The sequence below is a fragment of the Marivita sp. genome, assembly GCF_020055635.1.
In the GTDB taxonomy this organism is placed as follows: domain Bacteria; phylum Pseudomonadota; class Alphaproteobacteria; order Rhodobacterales; family Rhodobacteraceae; genus Marivita.
The window spans coordinates 171,839-189,873 of sequence record NZ_JAIPUT010000002.1 but is presented as its reverse complement, the minus strand read 5'-3'; the positions used below and the strand labels follow the sequence as shown (position 1 = coordinate 189,873).

Sequence of the window (18,035 nt, the reverse complement as noted above, 5' to 3'; positions counted from 1 at the left end):
CTGACCACCGAAGTTGTCGGCAATCGTCGAACGCTGTTCTGGCTGGCGCTCAAGACGGGCTTCTTCACCGTTCTGACGCTCGGCATCTACCGCTTCTGGATGCGCACCCGGCTGCGGCGCTGGTACTGGTCGGCGATCCGTCCGGGCGGTCATCCGCTGGAATATGTCGGCGACCCGATCGAAAAGCTGTTGGGTTTCCTGTTCGCCGTGGTGGTTCTGGCCTTCTATATCGGCATTGTGAACCTGTTCCTGATGTTCGCGAGTTTTTCCCTGTTCCAGGACAATGTCGCCGCCTATGCCACCAGCCTTGTCGGGGTCATACCGCTCTGGTTCTACGCGCAATATCGCGCACGCCGCTATGTGCTCGCGCGGACCCGGTGGCGCGGCTTGCGGTTCGGACTGGAGCCGGGCGCGTGGGGGTATGCCTGGCGCGCGATGGCGCATTGGGCGGTCACGATCCTCACCCTCGGCCTCTTGCTGCCGCGCATGACCTTCTGGCTTGAGAAGTACAAGACCGACCGCACGTTCTACGGCACCGCCCGGATGCAGCAGGGCGGCAACTGGAAAATGCTCTACCCGGCGATGAAGCCGCTGTTCCTGGCGCTCGGAATCGCCCTCCTCGGGGGGGCTGCGATTGTCTTGGAAAACCTGGCCGTCGGCATCGGGTTCTGCGTGATTGCCGGGTTCACCGCGCTTTACGGGCTGGTCTATTACCGCGTCGACACCCTGCGCCGGTTGACCGATGCCAAGACCGTCAGGGGCGTTTCTCTGGGCCTGGCGCCCAATGCGTTTCGCGTGATGATGATCTATGTCCTGGGAACGCTGCTGGCTGCCGCCGCGATTTTCGTTCCGATGGTCATGCTGGGAATTCTGCTCTTGCTCATCCAGTCGACCGACATGCTGGCCGAGCTGGGGCTCGAGGACAGGCTCGAACCGATCGCCGGGGCGGGCCGGTATATCCTCATCGGCGCCAGCGTGTTGATCTATTTCACGATTTTCCTGCTTTGGTCGGCTCTCAAGAATGTCTTCATCACCTACCCGATCATCCGGCACTATTTCTCGACGCTGAACCTGTCTCCGGCCAGCGCCGTGGCCGACATCCGTCAGCGTCCGCGCGACGCCTTCGAAGAAGCCGAAGGCTTTGCCGACGCGCTTGATGTGGGAGCGTCGCTATGACCCTGCTGCACGTGGGCCGGACACCCGGATCCTTTTCGTCGACCGGCACCTATTTTGACGGCACGCGCGCGGCTCCGGTCGAGATCAGACTGTCGATCGACGAAGACGCGAAGGCGCTTGTCGGCTTCACCGATGTCGGTCTGGAGCTTCGATGGCCACTTGGCGACATCCGCGAAGTGCCGGATCAGGCAGGTGGCGACCAGATGATCCTGCAGCGGTGCGACGATCCGGTGCAGCGCCTTTCCCTTCCGGACCGTGCCTTGGCCGCGCGTCTGCCAAACCGCACAAAGCGCCCCGCCGTGACCAATCGCGGCCCGCTTCTTGGCTGGGCGGTGGCGGCCGTGGCCTCTGTCGCGCTCATCATCTTCGTGCTGGTCCCGGCGATGGCAAATCAGCTGGCCAGGTTCATCCCACCCGAAGGAGAACGCGCTCTTGGCGAAGTGACCCTCGACCAGATCCGCAGCGCGCTCGATCAAACCGGGCTGAACCCGGTTCCGATGTGCGAAAACCCCGAAGGCGTGCAGGCGCTTGCCAAGATGGAGGCGCGGTTGCAGGCCGCCCTGCCCGATACGCAGCCGCTGAACGTTTCGATCCTGGATCACGGCATGGTCAACGCCTTCGCCCTGCCCGGCAACTACGTCGTCTTCTTCCGGGGCCTGATCGAAAAGGCCGACACGCCCGAGGAAGTCGCCGCGGTGTTCGCCCATGAAATCGGTCACGTGGTCAGCCGCGACCCGACGCGCCATGCCTTGCGCTCTGCCGGATCACTGGGTGTGCTGGGGCTGATCTTTGGCGATTTCGCGGGCGGTGCCGCCGTCTTGCTGCTGGCAGAACGCCTGATCGAGGCGAATTACAGCCAAAGCGCCGAGGCGACTGCGGATGTGTTTGCTCATGCCCTGTTGATCGAGGCCGACATCGCCCCATCCGCGCTCGCCACCATGTTCGAGAGGTTCCTTGAAATGGGCGGCGATACCGGCCCGCTTGTTGGCCATTTCCTGAGCCATCCCGCCCTGGGCGACCGCGTCGAGGCGGCCCGCGAGGCAACACCCGAGGGGTTCGACCCCGTCCCGGTGATGACCGCGCAGGAATGGCAGGCATTGAAGACGATCTGCGACTGATGTGCCTGAACCGGCGTCCCTGCCATATCGGCACATTTCCCGACCGCCACAGGAAATCCGGAAAACGCGACGTCCGATGGCGCTAACGTGACGATTTTGCCCTGTTTCCCTAGGTCAGGGTTGGGTATCCCTTGCCCGGAACGAAACGTCAGAATCGCAGAAACATCTGCGATCCCAACGAGAGGAACGCGCTTATGAAGGTCCTGGTGCCTGTCAAACGCGTGATCGATTACAACGTCAAAGTTCGCGTAAAGGCGGACGGGTCCGGTGTCGATCTCGCCAACGTCAAAATGTCGATGAACCCGTTCGACGAAATCGCCGTCGAAGAAGCGATCCGCCTGAAGGAAGCCGGCAAGGCCGACGAGATCGTGGCCGTCAGCATTGGCGTGAAGCAAAGCCAGGAAACCCTGCGCACGGCGCTTGCGATGGGCGCGGATCGCGCGATCCTCGTGGTTGCCGCCGATGACGTGCACACCGATATCGAACCGCTGGCTGTCGCGAAAATCCTGGCCGCCATCGTCAAGGAAGAAGAACCGGGTCTGGTTCTGTGCGGCAAGCAGGCGATCGACAATGACATGAACGCCACCGGCCAGATGCTGTCGGCGCTGCTGGGCTGGTCCCAGGCGATGTATGCCAACAACGTCGACATCGACGGCGACCACGCCGTTGTCACCCGCGAAGTGGATGGCGGCTTGCAGACCATCAAGGTCAAGATGCCGGCGATCATCTCGACCGATTTGCGCCTGAACGAGCCGCGTTACGCGTCGCTGCCGAACATCATGAAGGCCAAGAAAAAGCCGCTGGATGAAAAGACAGCCGCCGATTACGGCGTCGACGTCACGCCACGCCTCGAAATCCTCAAGACCTCCGAACCCGAAGAGCGCGCCGCGGGGATCAAGGTGGCCTCGGTTGACGAACTGGTAGCGAAACTCAAAGAAGCGGGGGCTGTGTAAATGGCTGTACTTCTGATTGCCGAGATCACCGACGGCACCCTGGCGATGGACGCCACCGCCAAGTCCGTGACCGCCGCGAAAGCGCTGGGTGACGTGGTGGTTCTGGCCGCCGGTGCGACAGCGAAAGCCGCCGCCGACGAAGCCGCGACCCTGGAAGGTGTGTCCAAGGTGCTGCTGGCCGAGGACGATCTTTACGGTCACCGCCTGGCCGAACCGGTTGCGGCGCTGATCGCCTCGATGGCGGGTGACTATTCCCACATCGTCGCCCCCGCGACCACCGATGCCAAGAACATCCTGCCGCGCGTTGCGGCGCTGCTGGATGTCATGGTCATCACCGATGTGACCGCGGTCGTGGATGCCGACACGTTCGAGCGTCCGATTTACGCCGGCAACGCGATCCAGACCGTGAAATCCTCGGATGCGACCAAGGTCATTTCCTTCCGGACCTCGACATTCGATGTCGCTCCGACCGGGGGATCGGCCTCTGTCGAAGCCATCGCGACAGGTGACAATCCCGGCCTCAGCGAATGGGTCGAGGACAAGGTCGCCGCAAGCGACCGGCCTGAACTGACATCTGCCGGCGTTGTCGTGTCGGGTGGCCGTGGCGTCGGGTCGGAAGACGACTTCGCCATGATCGAAAAACTGGCCGACGCCCTGGGCGCCGCGGTTGGTGCATCGCGCGCGGCGGTGGATTCCGGCTTTGCCCCCAACGACTGGCAGGTCGGTCAGACCGGCAAGGTCGTGGCACCCGATCTATATATCGCCGTCGGCATCTCTGGCGCGATTCAGCACCTCGCGGGCATGAAGGACTCCAAGATCATCGTCGCGATCAACAAGGACGAAGAAGCTCCGATCTTCCAGGTCGCGGATTACGGGCTGGTTGCAGACCTGTTCGAAGCCGTTCCGGAACTGACCGAAAAGCTGAGCTGATCCAACATGGCATGACCGCGAAACGGCGCGCCTGACCGGGCGCGCCGTTTTCTATTGTGTCAGCGCATTGATCCGCTTCGCCAGGACCTGCGCCAGCAAGCCATGTGCAGCCGGGCCGGGCAGATGCTCTGCGCGTGTCTCTTCCAGAGGTGGGACAACCATCGCCTCGTGACCCGCGCGCCAGTCCGGTGGCACGACCTCCACGATGTCCCTGACATGCGGCGCGAAGGACTGGACAAGCGCACGGGTCAGGAAGGGATCACCCTCTCCAAGACCGGCATTCCCGTCCATCAAAGGCGTCGGATTGAACCAGAGCAGAACCACCGCACCGTCCATCTGGCTGATCAGATGCCGCATCCGGGCCCGCCATGCATGGCGCGCCTCACCCGCGACCAGATCGAACCGGTCAGGACAGATCGCCTGCAACCTTTTCAGCAGGTGCCGCGTGAAATGCACTTCGGTGAAGTCCATCTCCGGATAAAGCGATTTCAGCGACTCCGACGCCTTGAGAAAACGGTCGTTCCGGCGCGGATGAACCGAATAGAACCGGTTCGACGTGTTATGGCTGCAGGCCAGGTGCACCACGCAGACATCGGCCTTGGCGGCCGTCACCATGGCCCCCGGATCGTTCAGATAGGCGTCAATGCCGGCATTCTCTATCCCGAGATTGACGACAATGCGCGACACCTGCCCCTCGAGCAGGGTAGGCCAGGGCCGTTCCAGATAACGCCCGTACACTTCGGACCCGCCAAGGCAGGCCACATATGGCAGTCGCAATGGTCTGCGCGGACCGCGAAACCAGAGCCGCGATGCATTGTATCGACATGGCGCATAATCAATTCCATGATCGTGCGTTGCGGGAATTGTCATGATCCCACCCCCTTTCCTTTCACCCGAGGATGAGACTGCCCCGATTCGGTTCCCAAATCGCTAAACCTAAATTTGGACGGAACGCGCCGATCCGCCTTGCAGCGCCTTGCCCCACAAGTCATTGTTGCCGCGAAACGGACGGAGCATTCGCATGACGGTGAAATCAATCGGCGTGGTCGGGGCCGGGCAGATGGGCAACGGCATCGCCCACGTGATGTCGCTGGCAGGCTACGATGTTGTTCTGAACGACATCAGCGAAGACGCCCTGAAACGGGCGCTCAGCCTGATCGAAAAAAACATGGACCGCCAGGTCAGCCGTGAAAAGATCACCCAGGAGGAACGCGATCAGGCCGTGTCCCGCATTGTCATCACCCGGGAATTACCGCAGGTCGCCAAGACCGATCTCATCATCGAGGCCGCGACCGAACAGGAAACGATCAAGCAGAAGATCTTCGACAGCCTGCTGCCGCACCTGGACGATCACACGATCCTGACGTCCAATACCTCGTCGATCTCGATCACGCGACTTGCCAGCCGGACGGATCGGCCCGAGAAATTCATGGGGTTCCACTTCATGAACCCGGTGCCGGTGATGCAGCTGGTCGAACTGATCCGCGGGATCGCAACGGACAAGCCAACCTACGAAACCTGCCTGGCAGTCGTCGAGAAGCTTGGCAAGACCGCGGCCTCTGCCGAAGATTTCCCGGCCTTCATCGTCAATCGCATCCTGATGCCGATGATCAACGAAGCGGTCTATACGCTTTACGAAGGCGTCGGAAACGTGAACTCGATCGACCAGTCGATGAAGCTGGGCGCGAACCACCCGATGGGACCGCTGGAGCTTGCCGATTTCATCGGGCTCGACACCTGTCTGGCGATCATGAACGTGTTGCATGACGGGCTGGCGGATACGAAATACCGGCCCTGCCCCTTGCTGACCAAATATGTCGAGGCCGGATGGCTGGGCCGCAAGACGCAGCGCGGATTTTACGATTATCGCGGCGAAACACCGGTCCCGACGCGTTAGGGTCGCTTCCCGAGGGCCAAGGTCGTTTCGCGCAGCGAGGCCACGAATTCCCGGCTGCGCCCGGCATAGGACTCGATGGCTTCGGCCGGGATCGGCTCGCCGACAACCGGGGTCTGCGGCTTGCCACAGGCATGGATCACTTCATGGATCAGCAAGCCCTGCCTGAGCGTCGCCGAAAGCCGGTTGGCGATCTGGTAGGCGCGTGAATTCTGACCGGGGAAAAAGATCGGCACGACGGTCGCGCCCGACCGCTGGATGAGATTTGCGGTGAACGGATTCCAGCTTCGTTCGATCGCCGGGCCGAAATAGCTGTCGCTCGAGGCGACGAGCCCGGACGGAAACAGCGCGATCACGCCGCCCTGCTTGAGATGGGCCATGGCGCGGCTGCGCATCTCCAGGCTCTGTTCGCGGGCGTCTTCCTCGTGCGGGAACGGAACCGGGATCATGAACTGCTCGACCTCGGAAACCCCGGTCAACAGCGACCGCGTCAGGATCTTGTAATCCGTGCGCACCCGGCCGATCAGCTCGGCCAGGACCATTCCGTCCACCAACCCATGCGGATGGTTTGCAACGATGATCACCGGTCCGTCTTTGGGGATCCGCGCGATCTGCTCTGCCGGGGTCTCAAGCGAGATATTCATCAAGCCAAGCGCCTGCGCCCAGAAGGCCTGGCCTTCGGCGGGGCCCATACGCTCGAACCGGCGCACGAGATAGAGCAAGGGAATCTTGCCCGTCACCCACTCCAACGCGCGAATGGTGTTGGCTTTCCACGGATTGGTGAAGGTATTGGCGTAGCTGAGTTTGCGCTTGTCATAGGGAACATCAGCCGACACCACGGAAGGCGCATCTGTCGATGTGTGCTGATAGCTGTCAACCATAAGGCAGTGTGCGGTCCTGTTTCCGTTCGCCCTGCCGAACCCTGTCGATCAGCAGCCTTCTCCAAAGCGGTCGGCCACCAGATGTTCAATGGCCGTGGCCAGGGCTTCCGCATCCGGCCCGGAGGTCTCTACCTCAATAGAGGTTCCTTTGGAAGCTGCCAACATCAAAAGGCCCATGATGCTGTCCCCGGACGCGCACATGCCATCCTTGCGCACCTCGGCCGTGGCATCGAACTCCTCGACAACCTCGACCAGCCTGGCCGACGCCCGGGCGTGCAGCCCCTTCTCGTTCACGATCTTCAAAACCCGGTGCGCGATGACGGACATGCTCGATAACCTTCCCTACCCCCTGCGATCACGCGCTCTGATCCAGAGTAATGTTCTGGCTGTCAATGTATTTCCGACCCGCGTCCAAGGCCGCACGGACCGCCTCTGGTACGGTCTTGTTGCGGCTTTTGGCCAGTTTGATCAACATGGGCAAATTCGCACCATACACGATGCGGCGGTTTTCGGGCTGGCAGGCCCGCAGGCTCAGGTTGGATGGAGACCCGCCGAACATGTCCGTCACGATGACGACGCCACTGCCCGTGTCGACCTCGTCCGCGACGCTACAGATCTCGGATTGCTTGGAATCCCGGTTGTGATCCGCTTCGATCGAGACGGCGGCCATGCCGGGCTGATGGCCGACGACATGTTCGACGGCAGAAAGATATTCTTTCGCCAACCCACCGTGAGCGACAATCACGATCCCGATCACTCTGTTGCCTTTCCGCGTTCCGACAGATCTTTGCTGCCAGTGGCCACGAGTCCCCGTCTGGCCAGTTCCCTATGGTCAGTTGACACTTGCAAGCCCCTGTCTGCAAGGGCTCTTGCAACGTGTTCCGTCACGATAACCGACCGGTGTTGCCCGCCGGTACACCCGATCCCGACCGAAAGATGGGTTTTGCCCTCCGCCTCGATCTCGGGCAGCAGAAAGGCAAGCAGATCCGTGACCCGATCGACAAAAGGCGCAAACCGAGCGTCGGCGTGGACAAACCGGGCCACGTCGGCATCCAGCCCGGTCTTGTCCTTCAGGCCGCGCTCCCAATGGGGGTTGGACAGAAACCGGCAATCGAAGACCATGTCAAGACCACGCGGCAGACCGCGCTTGTAGGAAAACGACTGCACCGCGACGGACAGCTTCTGTGACCCCTGGTCCGCAAACCATTGATGCAGTTCCGACTTGAGCTCATGCGGCGACAAAAGCGAGGTGTCGATCAGGATGTCGGCCTTTTCCTCGACGGGCCGCAACAATTCGATCTCGCGCGCGATGCCGGCCTCCGGGGTGTCGTCGCCCGCCAATGGATGGCGGCGCCGGGTTTCGGAATACCGCCGGAGCAGGATGTCCGGCCGACACTCCAGGAACAGGAGCGACGCGGCACTGTCGGGACGTTTTGAAAGATCGAGATGCAGGTCGAGCAACCCCGCGACCGAAAAATCGCGGTTGCGCACGTCAATGCCAAGCGCCAGCGGATGATCGATCGAAACGCCGTCGAAAAGCCGCGGGATCATCCGGAGCGGGATGTTGTCGATCGCCTCGTATCCGAGGTCTTCCAGTACATTGATCGCGGTAGACCGTCCGGCCCCGGACGGGCCGGTGACCAATACGATGCGGTTCGCTTCGGGTTGGGTCGCCATGTCCTCGATTTCGCGTTCAGGCCTGCGCATCCGCACGCCCGTCCGCCCTTAGATATTGCAGAATTGCCGCAGGAAAATGCCGGGAGTCGACTTTGTGAAGTAACGGGAGCGTTTGCGTGAAGTAGGAAATCCGTCTTGGTGCCGGCATCCGTTCGGTCTCCGTGATATCCATATCGACAACGAGCGCAAGCGGCACCGGGGATTGATACGCTGCGTAAAGAAGTCCCACGCCCCGCGCCTCGATCAGCCCGAGAAGCGGATCGGGGCAGGTCAACAGGATGTGGCCCGCCTCCTCGGACAGGATCACCCGGTCATCCGCCACGAGGGTCGCGCCGCGCGCCATCATTTCCAGCGCCAGCGAGGATTTTCCGCTCCCCGAGGCCCCGGAAAGAAGAACCGCGCGCCCGTGAACGGCCACCGCAGTCGCATGCAGGGTAAGGGCTTCGGGGTCGGACACCTTCTGGCCTAGAGCGGCAGGCCGACGACGAAACGGGCGCCCAGCGGCTCCGATGTCGCATCCGCTTCGGTCGGTCGGATGTTTTCGGCCCAGATCACGCCGCCATGCGCCTCGACAATCTGCTTGGAGATCGCAAGGCCAAGCCCCGAATTGTTGCCGAAATCGGTCTCGGGACGTTGCGAGTAGAAGCGTTTGAAGATCTTGGTCAGGGCTTCATCCGGGATACCCGGTCCGGTATCCTCGACCACGATAAGAACACGGTTTTCCCGACGGCGCGCCCAGATGCGGATCGCGTCGCCATCCTCGCAAAAGCTGATGGCGTTGGTGATCAGGTTGACGAAAACCTGCGCCAGACGCGCTTCGAGTCCATGAACCTGTATCGGTCTGTCAGGCAGGTCGGAAATGAATTCGATACCCTTGCGCTTGGCGTCCTCGCCAAGGAACTGCGCCAGGTTGCCAAGCATTTCCAAGAGGTTGAACTCGGCCTCTTCTTCCTTGACCAATTCGCTGTCAAGTCGAGACGCGTTGGATATATCGCTGACCAGACGGTCCAGGCGACGGACATCGTGATCGATCACGTCGAGAAGGCGATCCACCTGGTCGGGCCTACGCGCGACACGCAATGTGCCGACAGCGGAACGCAACGAGGCCAGCGGATTCTTGATTTCATGCGCCACGTCAGCGGCAAATTGTTCATTGGCGTCGATCCTGTCATAGAGCGCCGCGACCATGCCGCGCAGCGCGCCGGACAGTCGACCGATTTCATCCGGCCGCGCGGTCAGGTCGGGGATGCGGATGCGCCCCGACGAGACATTCCGGCGGTTCCGGTCGCGTCCGACTTCGGCGGCATCGGCCAGGTTGGAGATCGGGTTCGAAATGGTGGAAGCCAGAACCAGGCTCAGGCCGATCGACACCAATGTCGCGATGACGAACATCTGCAACACGTTCTCCCGCTCGAGCCGCACAGCGGCGTCGATCTCGGGTGCGTAGCTGATCAAGGCCACGGTTCCGGCGACTCCGCTTTCGACTTCGATCGGGCTGAGCGCGGTGAAGATCGTTTCCCCGTTCGGCCCTTCGGCCCGTTCGATCCGGGTCTGGGACGGGTCGGTCTCTTCGATCTCGCGGCGCAATATGTCTTCCAGCGTCAGGGCCTCGAGCTCGGCATCGGACCGGAAGATCGCCGAGACGCTGTTCCAGACGGTCATCAGGAAGTCGGAAATGACCGTGGGTCTTTCGGCGGACGTCGCTCCGGTGGCGACGGGCGCGCTTTCCAGATCGCCCACCAGAAAGCGCGCCGCATCGAAGACAAAGACCCGCCGCCCCGGTCGCACATCGAGTTCGGTGAGCGTGCGAGGCACGTCGACACCTTCGCCGGTGCCAAGATTGACGGACGCGCCCTCCGCCACCTGTGCTTCCAACACGTCCGCGATCAGCTCGACTTCGATGCGAACGGCGGTTTCTTTCTGTTCTGCAAGCGTATCGCGCGACGAGTTGAGAAACAGGATGCCCGCAACGAGGAAATTGAGGGCGACCAGGTTGAACGTGATGATCTTCCGCGTGAGCGGGGACCGGTTGAGAGAGAAAAGGCCACGCTTTTCGCGGCTGGACCGGACTTCGGACTCGACTGTCTTGTCGGGGGCGACCCAGTCGTCCCCGAGAACCACATCTGCATCTTTGCGCCCGCCGGATTTTCCGGGTGCCGCGCCCTCAACCAATGCCATGGTCACTCTTCGTTATAACGGTACCCGATGCCGTAAAGCGTTTCGATGGCCGAAAACTCGTTGTCGACCATGCGCATCTTCTTGCGCAGGCGTTTGATATGGCTGTCGATCGTGCGGTCATCGACATAGACTTGGTCATCATACGCCACATCCATCAACTGGTCACGCGATTTGACGAAGCCGGGACGCTGTGCAAGGGCCTGCAACAGCAGGAATTCCGTCACGGTCAAGGACACGTCCAGACCTTTCCAGGACACCGAGTGGCGCAGCGGATCCATGGTGAGGTTGCCCCGAACCATGAGTTTGGTCTCTTCGACCTCGGTCCCGGCGGCATCGCCGGAAATCGCATCCTGACGCCGCAGCAGCGCGCGGATGCGTTCGACCAGAAGACGCTGGGAAAAGGGCTTCTTGACGTAGTCGTCGGCGCCCATGCGCAGGCCCAGCACCTCGTCGATCTCGTCATCCTTTGACGTGAGGAAGATCACCGGCATCTTGGATTTCTGGCGGACCCGCTGAAGCAGGTCCATGCCATCCATCCGCGGCATCTTGATATCGAAGACGGCCATATCCGGCATCTTCTTGTTGAAGGCGTCCAATGCGGCCTGACCGTCATTGTACGTTTCAACCTCGAATCCCTCTGCCTCAAGAGTGATTGCAACCGATGTCAGGATGTTCCTGTCATCGTCCACCAGGGCGATTTTCGACATGGATTGTGTTCCTTGTACTGCTCTCGATTATGATTTTTCATCATTATGCGGAATTTTTCGCCTTGCGCCAACGTAATTTGCGAATCACTTTGTGACCGCTGCCTAATTGAGACGGAAAAGTCCTTACGGATGGCTAATTTGCATCACATCCTGCGGCAGAGCTCTGCCATGGTTGCGCTAAACCCGTCTTGGTTGCGCTAACGGCGTGTTTGCATCCTGTTCAGTCTTGGAAATGCCATGTTAAGAGGCCAACATCTCTGACGTGACGTCCGGGTCGCGCAAAATACCGCGCGTTAAGGAAAGACCGCCGCAAGACGCGCGGCTACAGGAGCTTGGCAAATGGCATTTGGACGGGTGAACCCGGAATTCCGGCTGGAAGATCAACAGATCAACGGGCTTGGCAATGTCTATTACAACCTCACAGAGCCCGCCCTCATCGAAGCGGCCCTGAAACGCGGCGAAGGCGCGCTGGGCAATGGCGGAGCGTTCCTCGTCACCACCGGCAAGTTCACCGGCCGGTCGCCCAAGGACAAGCATGTCGTCAAGACCGACAGCGTGGCCGACTCGATCTGGTGGGAAAACAATGCGCCGATGTCGCCTGAAGGGTTCGATACCCTTTACCACGACATGCTCGAACACATGAAGGGGCGCGAATACTTCGTTCAGGACCTGACCGGAGGCGCGGATCCCAAGCACGCCATCGACGTGCGCTTTGTTACGGAGCTGGCGTGGCACAACCTTTTCATCCGTCACATGATGCGCCGCCCCGAACGCGAAGACCTCGACAGCTTCATCGCCGATTTCACGGTCATCAACTGCCCCTCGTTCCAGGCGGACCCCAAGAAGCACGACTGCCGGTCCGAAACGGTCATCGCGATGAACTTCGACCGCAAGCTGATCCTGATCGGCGGCACCGAATATGCCGGAGAGAACAAGAAATCCATCTTCTCGCTGCTCAACTACCTGCTGCCGGAAAAAGGCATCATGCCGATGCATTGCTCGGCCAACCATGCCGTCGGCAACCCGGTCGACACCGCGATCTTCTTCGGCCTCTCGGGCACCGGCAAGACCACGCTCTCGGCTGACCCGAATCGCGTGCTGATCGGCGACGACGAGCACGGCTGGTCCGACCGGGGCACCTTCAACTTCGAAGGCGGCTGCTACGCCAAGACGATCAACCTGTCGGCCGAGGCCGAGCCGGAAATCTATGCCACGACCGAGAAATTCGGCACCGTGATCGAGAACATGGTCTTCGACCCCGACACGTTCGAGCTTGACTTCAAGGATGACAGCCTGACCGCGAACATGCGCTGCGCCTACCCGCTCGACTATATCTCCAACGCGTCCGAAAGCGCGCTTGGCGGGCATCCCAAGAACATCATCATGCTGACCTGCGATGCGTTCGGCGTGCTGCCGCCGATCTCGCGGCTGACACCGGCGCAGGCGATGTACCACTTCCTGTCGGGCTTCACCTCCAAGGTGGCGGGCACCGAACGCGGCGTGACGGAACCGGAACCCACCTTCTCGACCTGCTTCGGCGCCCCTTTCATGCCCCGCCGTCCCGAAGTCTATGGCAACCTGCTGCGCGAAAAGATCGCGTCGCACGGCGCAACCTGCTGGCTCGTCAACACCGGCTGGACCGGCGGAGCCTACGGCGCGGGCCAGCGCATGCCGATCAAGGCGACCCGCGCGCTGCTGACCGCGGCCCTTGACGGCAGTCTCGCCGAGGCCGAGTTCCGCAAGGACGCCAATTTCGGCTTCGAAGTGCCGGTTGCGGTCGAAGGTGTGCCGGACATGCTGCTCGACCCGCGGCGCACCTGGAATGACAAGCAGGCCTATGATGCCCAGGCGGCCAAACTGGTGCAGATGTTCGCCGACAACTTTGCACAGTACACGCCCTATATCGACGACGACGTCAAAGCGGCTGCAATCGGCTGAGCTTGCCTGCGTCGAAAGGCGCTTGGAAACAAAAGGGCGGGAGCACATGTTCAGGTGCATCCGCCCTTTCTTCTTTCTGCAGCTGCACCCGGCATGGCGCCGCAGAGCAGCAATTCAAGACGAAAGATTGGAACAAATCGAAGGTTAATTGGGTATTTTTGTTGCGCTGCACCTGCAAAGTGGATATCCAGCGACAAAGCTGAAAGGACACGATTCATGGCCCATGACGGACAAGACTTGACCCTGACAACCGAAACGATCCTGCCGAACCTGGTGTCGCTGACGGCCGCCGCACTCGAGCCCGCCAACGCCGTGCTGGACATGGCGACGGCGAAGGTGCGCGGCATGGTCGAAGCGGATGGCCGCATTTCCGGAGCCCTGATCGAAGACAACCAGACCGCCGCGCACGGTCTTGCGTGGTTGGCGACATATGTCGAATCGCTGCGCCAGATGCAGGGCTGGGCCGAACGGCTCGATGCAGATGGCAAATTCGGCGAGGTCGAACAGCTGATCCACCAGATCGCCTTTGGCGAATACCTCTGGCAGATCTATGGCGGCATCCAGATGAACCAGGGCGAAATGGTTCGGCTTCAGGATATCGGTCTTGGGCAGGACGACATGCGCGTTCTGATGACACCCGAGGTCATGCACCTGACCCAAAGCGGCAACACCCAGGCAGCCCGCGTGCGCCTTGTTGAACTGATGCAGGAACGCAGCGCCGAACTGACCGTCGGCGCCTGTGGTCTCGACGACGAGCTCGAGATGATCCGCGAACAGTTTCGCCGCTTCTCGCTCGACAAGGTGGAACCCCACGCGCAGGACTGGCACCTCAAGGATGAACTCATCCCGATGGAGATCATCGACGAGCTGGCCGAGATGGGCGTGTTCGGCCTGACCATTCCCGAAGAACATGGCGGGTTTGGCCTGAGCAAGAATTCCATGTGCGTCGTGTCCGAAGAACTGTCGCGCGGCTATATCGGCGTCGGCTCGCTCGGCACCCGGTCCGAGATCGCGGCTGAACTGGTCATTGCTGGCGGCACCGACGAACAAAAGGCCAAATGGCTGCCCGGTCTGGCGTCGGGTGAGATCCTGCCCACGGCCGTCTTCACCGAACCCAACACCGGATCCGACCTCGGATCGCTGCGGACCAAGGCCGTGAAGGACGAGAACGGAGACTGGATCCTCAACGGCAACAAGACATGGATCACCCACGCCGCCCGCACTCATGTGATGACAGTCCTTGCCCGCACGGTGCCCGACACCGACAATTACAAGGGATTGTCGATGTTCATGGCCGAAAAGACCCCCGGCACCGATGCGGAACCGTGGCAGGATCCGGGCATCTCGGGCGGCGAGATCGAAGTGCTCGGTTATCGCGGCATGAAAGAATACACCCTCAACTTCGACGACTTCAAGGTCAAGGGCGAGAACCTTCTGGGCATGGAAGAGGGCAAGGGCTTCAAGCAGCTGATGGAGACCTTCGAATCCGCTCGCATCCAGACCGCCGCCCGCGCCATCGGCGTCGCGCAATCGGCGCTGGACGAAGGCATGAAATACGCACAGGATCGCAAGCAGTTCGGCAAGGCGCTGATCCATTTTCCGCGCGTTGCGTCGAAACTGGCGATGATGGCTGTCGAGATCATGATCGCGCGTCAGCTGACCTATTTCTCGGCCCGCGAAAAGGACGAAGGCCGCCGCTGCGACCTGGAGGCCGGCATGGCCAAGCTGCTCGGCGCACGGGTGGCATGGGCTGCGGCGGACAACGCGTTGCAAATCCACGGCGGCAACGGGTTCGCGCTCGAATACAAGATCAGCCGTATCCTCTGCGACGCGCGCATCCTGAACATCTTCGAAGGTGCCGCCGAGATCCAGGCACAGGTGATTGCGCGACGTCTTCTGGGCTAGGCAAAGCCGCTTCGAAGCGGCTTGAAGAAAGCGCGTTCGAACGCGCTTTCAACGCATTTTGGAAAATGCGTACCAAGGGCTTTCGAAAGCCCTTGGTACGGCGTCATCCATCGACCCGGATGGCCTCGTTTTTGGGATCATAGGGGCTGTCCTCGACAACCTCCGCATCCCAAAGCTGGTCGAACATCTTGACCTGCAGCTTGGTCCCCGGCACCGCCAGGTCCGGCGTCACATAGCCCATGCCGATGGACTTGCCGAAGGCCACCGAATAGCCGCCCGAGGTCAGTCGCCCAACGCGGGTCTCGCCGTGATACAGCACTTCGCGACCCCAGGGATCGGCATCCTCCGGCCCGTCGATCAGCAGCGTGCAGCACTTGGATCGCACTCCGGTTTCTTCCAGCGCCGCCTTGCCATGGAACTCCTTTGACAGATCGACAAAGCGCGGCAGATCGGCTTCCAGCGGTGTCGCGTCGCGGCCCAGCTCGTTGCCAAAGGCGCGGTAGCTCTTCTCTTGACGCAACCAGTTCTGCGCACGACCGCCGACAAGCTTCATGTCGTGCTTGGCCCCCGCCGCCATCAGCTGATCCCAGAGGTAATTCTGCATCTCGATCGGGTGGTGCAGTTCCCACCCCAGCTCGCCGGTATAGGCCACCCGGATCGCGCGCACCGGGCACATGCCCAACTCGATGTCGCGGCAGGTCAGCCACGGGAACCGCTTGTTGCCCAGCACGGTTTCGGGGTCGGCATCCTTGACGATCTCTTTCAGAACATCGCGCGATTTCGGCCCGGCGATGGCAAAGACACCCCATTGGGTGGTCACGTCCTGGATCTCGACATAGCCAAACTCGGCCGCCTTGTCCTCGGCCGCCTTGCGCAGGTAATCCGCGTCATAAGCCGTCCAGGCACCGGCGGAGACGAGATAGTATTCATCCTCGCCCAACCGCACGATGGTATATTCCGTGCGTGTCGTGCCGTGATCTGTCAGCGCATAGGTCAGGTTGATGCGCCCCACCTTGGGCAGCTTGTTGCAGGTGAACCAGTCAAGGAACTGCGTCGCGCCCGGACCCTTGACCAGATGCTTGGTAAAGGCCGTCGCGTCGATCAGGCCAACCCCTTCGCGGATCGCCTTGGCTTCGTCCACGGCGTATTTCCACCAGCCACCGCGCTTGAACGACCGCGCGTCATGATCGAACGTCTCTGGCGCATCCAGCGGCCCGTAGTAGTTCGGACGCTCCCAACCGTTCACGCAGCCGAACTGCGCACCCAGCGCCTTTTGCCGATCGTACGCCGGAGCCGTACGAAGCGGACGGCAGGCCGGGCGTTCCTCGTCGGGGTGATGCAGGATGTAGACGTGCTCATATGCCTCTTCGTTCTTGCGCGCGGCGTATTCCGTGGTCATCCACGACCCGTAGCGCTTGGGATCCAGCGACGCCATGTCGATCTCGGCCTCGCCCTCGACCATCAACTGGGCAAGGTAATACCCCGTGCCACCCGCCGCCGTGATCCCGAACGAGAACCCCTCGGCCAGCCACATGTTGCGCAGGCCGGGTGCCGGGCCGACCAGCGGGTTGCCATCGGGCGTGTAGCAGATCGGACCGTTGAAATCGTCTTTGAGACCCACGGTTTCCGACGAGGGAATCCGGTGGATCATGCTCATGTATTCCTCTTCGATCCGCTCCAGATCGAGCGGGAACAGGTCGGCGCGGAAGCTGTCCGGGACACCGTATTCGAAGCGCGCCGGCGCGTTGCGTTCGTAGGGGCCAAGAATCCAGCCGCCGCGTTCCTCGCGCACATACCACTTGGCATCGGCATCGCGCAAAACCGGATGTTCCCCGTTCGACTTCCGCCATTCCACCAGCGCCGGATCGGGTTCGGTGACGATAAACTGGTGCTCCACCGGAATCGCGGGGATTTTCAGGCCCAAGAGCTTGGCCGTGCGCTGCGGGTGGTTGCCCGTCGCGGTCACCACATGCTCGGCATGAATGACGATCTGTTCATCCGACGGCACGAGGTTGCCGCCCTTTTCCACCATCTTGGTGCAGGTCACATCCCAATGATCGCCGGTCCAGTGGAACGCATCCGCCTGCCACTTGCGCTCGATCATCACGCCCCGCTGACGTGCACCCTTGGCCATCGCCATGGTGACGTCGGCCGGGTTGATGTAGCCATCGGTCGGGTGAAAGATCGCGCCGACCAGATCGTCGGCATTGACCAGCGGATACCGCTCCTTGATCTGCGCCGGGCTCAGCCATTCATAGGGCACGCCACAGGTTTCCGCCGTGGACGCATAAAGCATGTATTCGTTCATCCGCTCCTGGCTTTGCGCCATGCGCAGGTTGCCGACGACGGAAAAGCCCGCATTCAGCCCGGTCTCTTCCTCGAGCGTCTTGTAGTACTTGATCGAATAGTCGTGAATATGGGTCGTCGCATAGGACATGTTGAAATAGGGCAACAGGCCAGCGGCATGCCAGGTCGAGCCGGATGTCAGTTCATCCCGCTCGAGCAGCATAACATCATCCCAGCCTGCGCGGGCGAGGTGATAGGCGATCGAGGTGCCGACGGCGCCGCCACCGATCACCAATGCTTTGACATGCGTTTTCATGGGTCTTCACTCCAAGACGTTTGAACCCGTGAATACCCGGAGTGTAAACGCACCACCAAACCGACCCGACACGTTG

General features: G+C 61.3%; 17 protein-coding genes. 7 read left to right on the top strand and 10 right to left on the bottom strand.

All coding sequences use genetic code 11. The features are described 5' to 3' along the window. The 4 genes from LCF60_RS02170 (at position 1) to LCF60_RS02155 (ending at position 4,177) form a co-directional block, all read left to right on the top strand. The gene (locus LCF60_RS02170; protein ID WP_292289393.1) at positions 1-1,176 is read left to right on the top strand and encodes a DUF898 family protein; all 1,176 of its coding nucleotides are present in this window, start codon (positions 1-3) and stop codon (positions 1,174-1,176) included. Beyond that, a complete protein-coding gene (locus LCF60_RS02165) occupies positions 1,173-2,294 on the top strand; it encodes a M48 family metallopeptidase (RefSeq protein WP_292289365.1) in 1,122 nt (373 codons plus the stop codon). The genes LCF60_RS02170 and LCF60_RS02165 overlap by 4 nt, the downstream gene beginning before the upstream one ends. A 194-nt stretch (positions 2,295-2,488) precedes the next feature. Next, the gene (locus LCF60_RS02160; RefSeq protein ID WP_292289364.1) at positions 2,489-3,247 is read left to right on the top strand and encodes an electron transfer flavoprotein subunit beta/FixA family protein; all 759 of its coding nucleotides are present in this window, start codon (positions 2,489-2,491) and stop codon (positions 3,245-3,247) included. Next, on the top strand, positions 3,248-4,177 hold the full coding sequence (locus LCF60_RS02155) for an FAD-binding protein (protein ID WP_292289363.1): 930 nt from the start codon (positions 3,248-3,250) through the stop codon (positions 4,175-4,177). Positions 4,178-4,228: 51 nt separating this feature from the next. Here the strand turns inward: LCF60_RS02155 and LCF60_RS02150 are convergent, their stop codons facing one another. Further along, positions 4,229-5,047, bottom strand: coding sequence for a DUF6473 family protein (locus tag LCF60_RS02150; protein WP_292289362.1), 819 nt, complete (start codon positions 5,045-5,047; stop codon positions 4,229-4,231). A gap of 151 nt (positions 5,048-5,198) precedes the next feature. Here LCF60_RS02150 and LCF60_RS02145 point away from each other — a divergent pair, with 151 nt between their 5' ends. Then, positions 5,199-6,074, top strand: coding sequence for a 3-hydroxybutyryl-CoA dehydrogenase (locus LCF60_RS02145; RefSeq protein WP_292289361.1), 876 nt, complete (start codon positions 5,199-5,201; stop codon positions 6,072-6,074). Here the strand turns inward: LCF60_RS02145 and LCF60_RS02140 are convergent. Genes LCF60_RS02140 through LCF60_RS02110 form a run of 7 tightly spaced genes read right to left on the bottom strand, consistent with a single transcriptional unit; the run spans position 6,071 to position 11,514 of the window. Further along, a complete protein-coding gene (locus LCF60_RS02140; protein WP_292289360.1) occupies positions 6,071-6,952 on the bottom strand; it encodes a lysophospholipid acyltransferase family protein in 882 nt (293 codons plus the stop codon). The two genes, LCF60_RS02145 and LCF60_RS02140, sit on opposite strands and share 4 nt — an antisense overlap. A gap of 48 nt (positions 6,953-7,000) precedes the next feature. Further along, on the bottom strand, positions 7,001-7,270 hold the full coding sequence (locus tag LCF60_RS02135) for an HPr family phosphocarrier protein (protein WP_292289392.1): 270 nt from the start codon (positions 7,268-7,270) through the stop codon (positions 7,001-7,003). 37 nt (positions 7,271-7,307) lie between these two features. Next, positions 7,308-7,709: a PTS sugar transporter subunit IIA gene (locus LCF60_RS02130; protein WP_292289359.1), complete on the bottom strand. Its 402-nt coding sequence runs from the start codon at positions 7,707-7,709 to the stop codon at positions 7,308-7,310. Next, the gene (rapZ, locus tag LCF60_RS02125) at positions 7,706-8,629 is read right to left on the bottom strand and encodes an RNase adapter RapZ (protein WP_292289358.1); all 924 of its coding nucleotides are present in this window, start codon (positions 8,627-8,629) and stop codon (positions 7,706-7,708) included. Before rapZ ends, LCF60_RS02130 begins: the two co-directional genes overlap by 4 nt. A gap of 16 nt (positions 8,630-8,645) precedes the next feature. Next, positions 8,646-9,086: a serine kinase gene (locus LCF60_RS02120; RefSeq protein ID WP_292289357.1), complete on the bottom strand. Its 441-nt coding sequence runs from the start codon at positions 9,084-9,086 to the stop codon at positions 8,646-8,648. 8 nt (positions 9,087-9,094) lie between these two features. Continuing rightward, entirely contained in the window at positions 9,095-10,807 is a 1,713-nt protein-coding gene (locus tag LCF60_RS02115) for a sensor histidine kinase (protein WP_292289356.1), read from the bottom strand. A 2-nt stretch (positions 10,808-10,809) separates the two neighbouring features. Next, positions 10,810-11,514, bottom strand: coding sequence for a response regulator transcription factor (locus LCF60_RS02110; protein ID WP_292289355.1), 705 nt, complete (start codon positions 11,512-11,514; stop codon positions 10,810-10,812). Positions 11,515-11,853: 339 nt separating this feature from the next. On the opposite strand from LCF60_RS02110, the gene LCF60_RS02105 reads away from it, so the two are divergent. Continuing rightward, the gene (locus LCF60_RS02105; protein ID WP_292289354.1) at positions 11,854-13,452 is read left to right on the top strand and encodes a phosphoenolpyruvate carboxykinase; all 1,599 of its coding nucleotides are present in this window, start codon (positions 11,854-11,856) and stop codon (positions 13,450-13,452) included. A 50-nt stretch (positions 13,453-13,502) separates the two neighbouring features. On the opposite strand, the gene LCF60_RS02100 is transcribed toward LCF60_RS02105, so the two are convergent. Further along, complete coding sequence (locus LCF60_RS02100; RefSeq protein WP_292289353.1) at positions 13,503-13,670, bottom strand: hypothetical protein; 168 nt, start codon at positions 13,668-13,670, stop codon at positions 13,503-13,505. Between LCF60_RS02100 and LCF60_RS02095 the strand changes: the two genes are divergently transcribed. After that, positions 13,669-15,357 carry an acyl-CoA dehydrogenase family protein gene (locus LCF60_RS02095; RefSeq protein WP_292289352.1) on the top strand — a complete coding sequence of 563 codons (1,689 nt, stop codon included), beginning with the start codon at positions 13,669-13,671 and terminating at the stop codon, positions 15,355-15,357. The genes LCF60_RS02100 and LCF60_RS02095 overlap by 2 nt on opposite strands. A 103-nt stretch (positions 15,358-15,460) precedes the next feature. Here LCF60_RS02095 and LCF60_RS02090 read toward each other — a convergent pair whose 3' ends face one another. After that, complete coding sequence (locus LCF60_RS02090) at positions 15,461-17,959, bottom strand: FAD-dependent oxidoreductase (protein ID WP_292289351.1); 2,499 nt, start codon at positions 17,957-17,959, stop codon at positions 15,461-15,463. Positions 17,960-18,035: the final 76 nt, after the last annotated feature.

Coding starts and splice junctions, on each gene's coding strand:
- LCF60_RS02165 (WP_292289365.1), top strand. CDS start 1,173: ATGACCCTGCTGCACGTGGGCCGGACACCCGGATCCTTTTCGTCGACC.
- LCF60_RS02160 (WP_292289364.1), top strand. CDS start 2,489: ATGAAGGTCCTGGTGCCTGTCAAACGCGTGATCGATTACAACGTCAAA.
- LCF60_RS02155 (WP_292289363.1), top strand. CDS start 3,248: ATGGCTGTACTTCTGATTGCCGAGATCACCGACGGCACCCTGGCGATG.
- LCF60_RS02150 (WP_292289362.1), bottom strand. CDS start 5,047: ATGACAATTCCCGCAACGCACGATCATGGAATTGATTATGCGCCATGT.
- LCF60_RS02145 (WP_292289361.1), top strand. CDS start 5,199: ATGACGGTGAAATCAATCGGCGTGGTCGGGGCCGGGCAGATGGGCAAC.
- LCF60_RS02140 (WP_292289360.1), bottom strand. CDS start 6,952: ATGGTTGACAGCTATCAGCACACATCGACAGATGCGCCTTCCGTGGTG.
- rapZ (WP_292289358.1), bottom strand. CDS start 8,629: ATGGCGACCCAACCCGAAGCGAACCGCATCGTATTGGTCACCGGCCCG.
- LCF60_RS02115 (WP_292289356.1), bottom strand. CDS start 10,807: ATGGCATTGGTTGAGGGCGCGGCACCCGGAAAATCCGGCGGGCGCAAA.
- LCF60_RS02110 (WP_292289355.1), bottom strand. CDS start 11,514: ATGTCGAAAATCGCCCTGGTGGACGATGACAGGAACATCCTGACATCG.
- LCF60_RS02105 (WP_292289354.1), top strand. CDS start 11,854: ATGGCATTTGGACGGGTGAACCCGGAATTCCGGCTGGAAGATCAACAG.
- LCF60_RS02095 (WP_292289352.1), top strand. CDS start 13,669: ATGGCCCATGACGGACAAGACTTGACCCTGACAACCGAAACGATCCTG.
- LCF60_RS02100 (WP_292289353.1), bottom strand. CDS start 13,670: ATGAATCGTGTCCTTTCAGCTTTGTCGCTGGATATCCACTTTGCAGGT.
- LCF60_RS02090 (WP_292289351.1), bottom strand. CDS start 17,959: ATGAAAACGCATGTCAAAGCATTGGTGATCGGTGGCGGCGCCGTCGGC.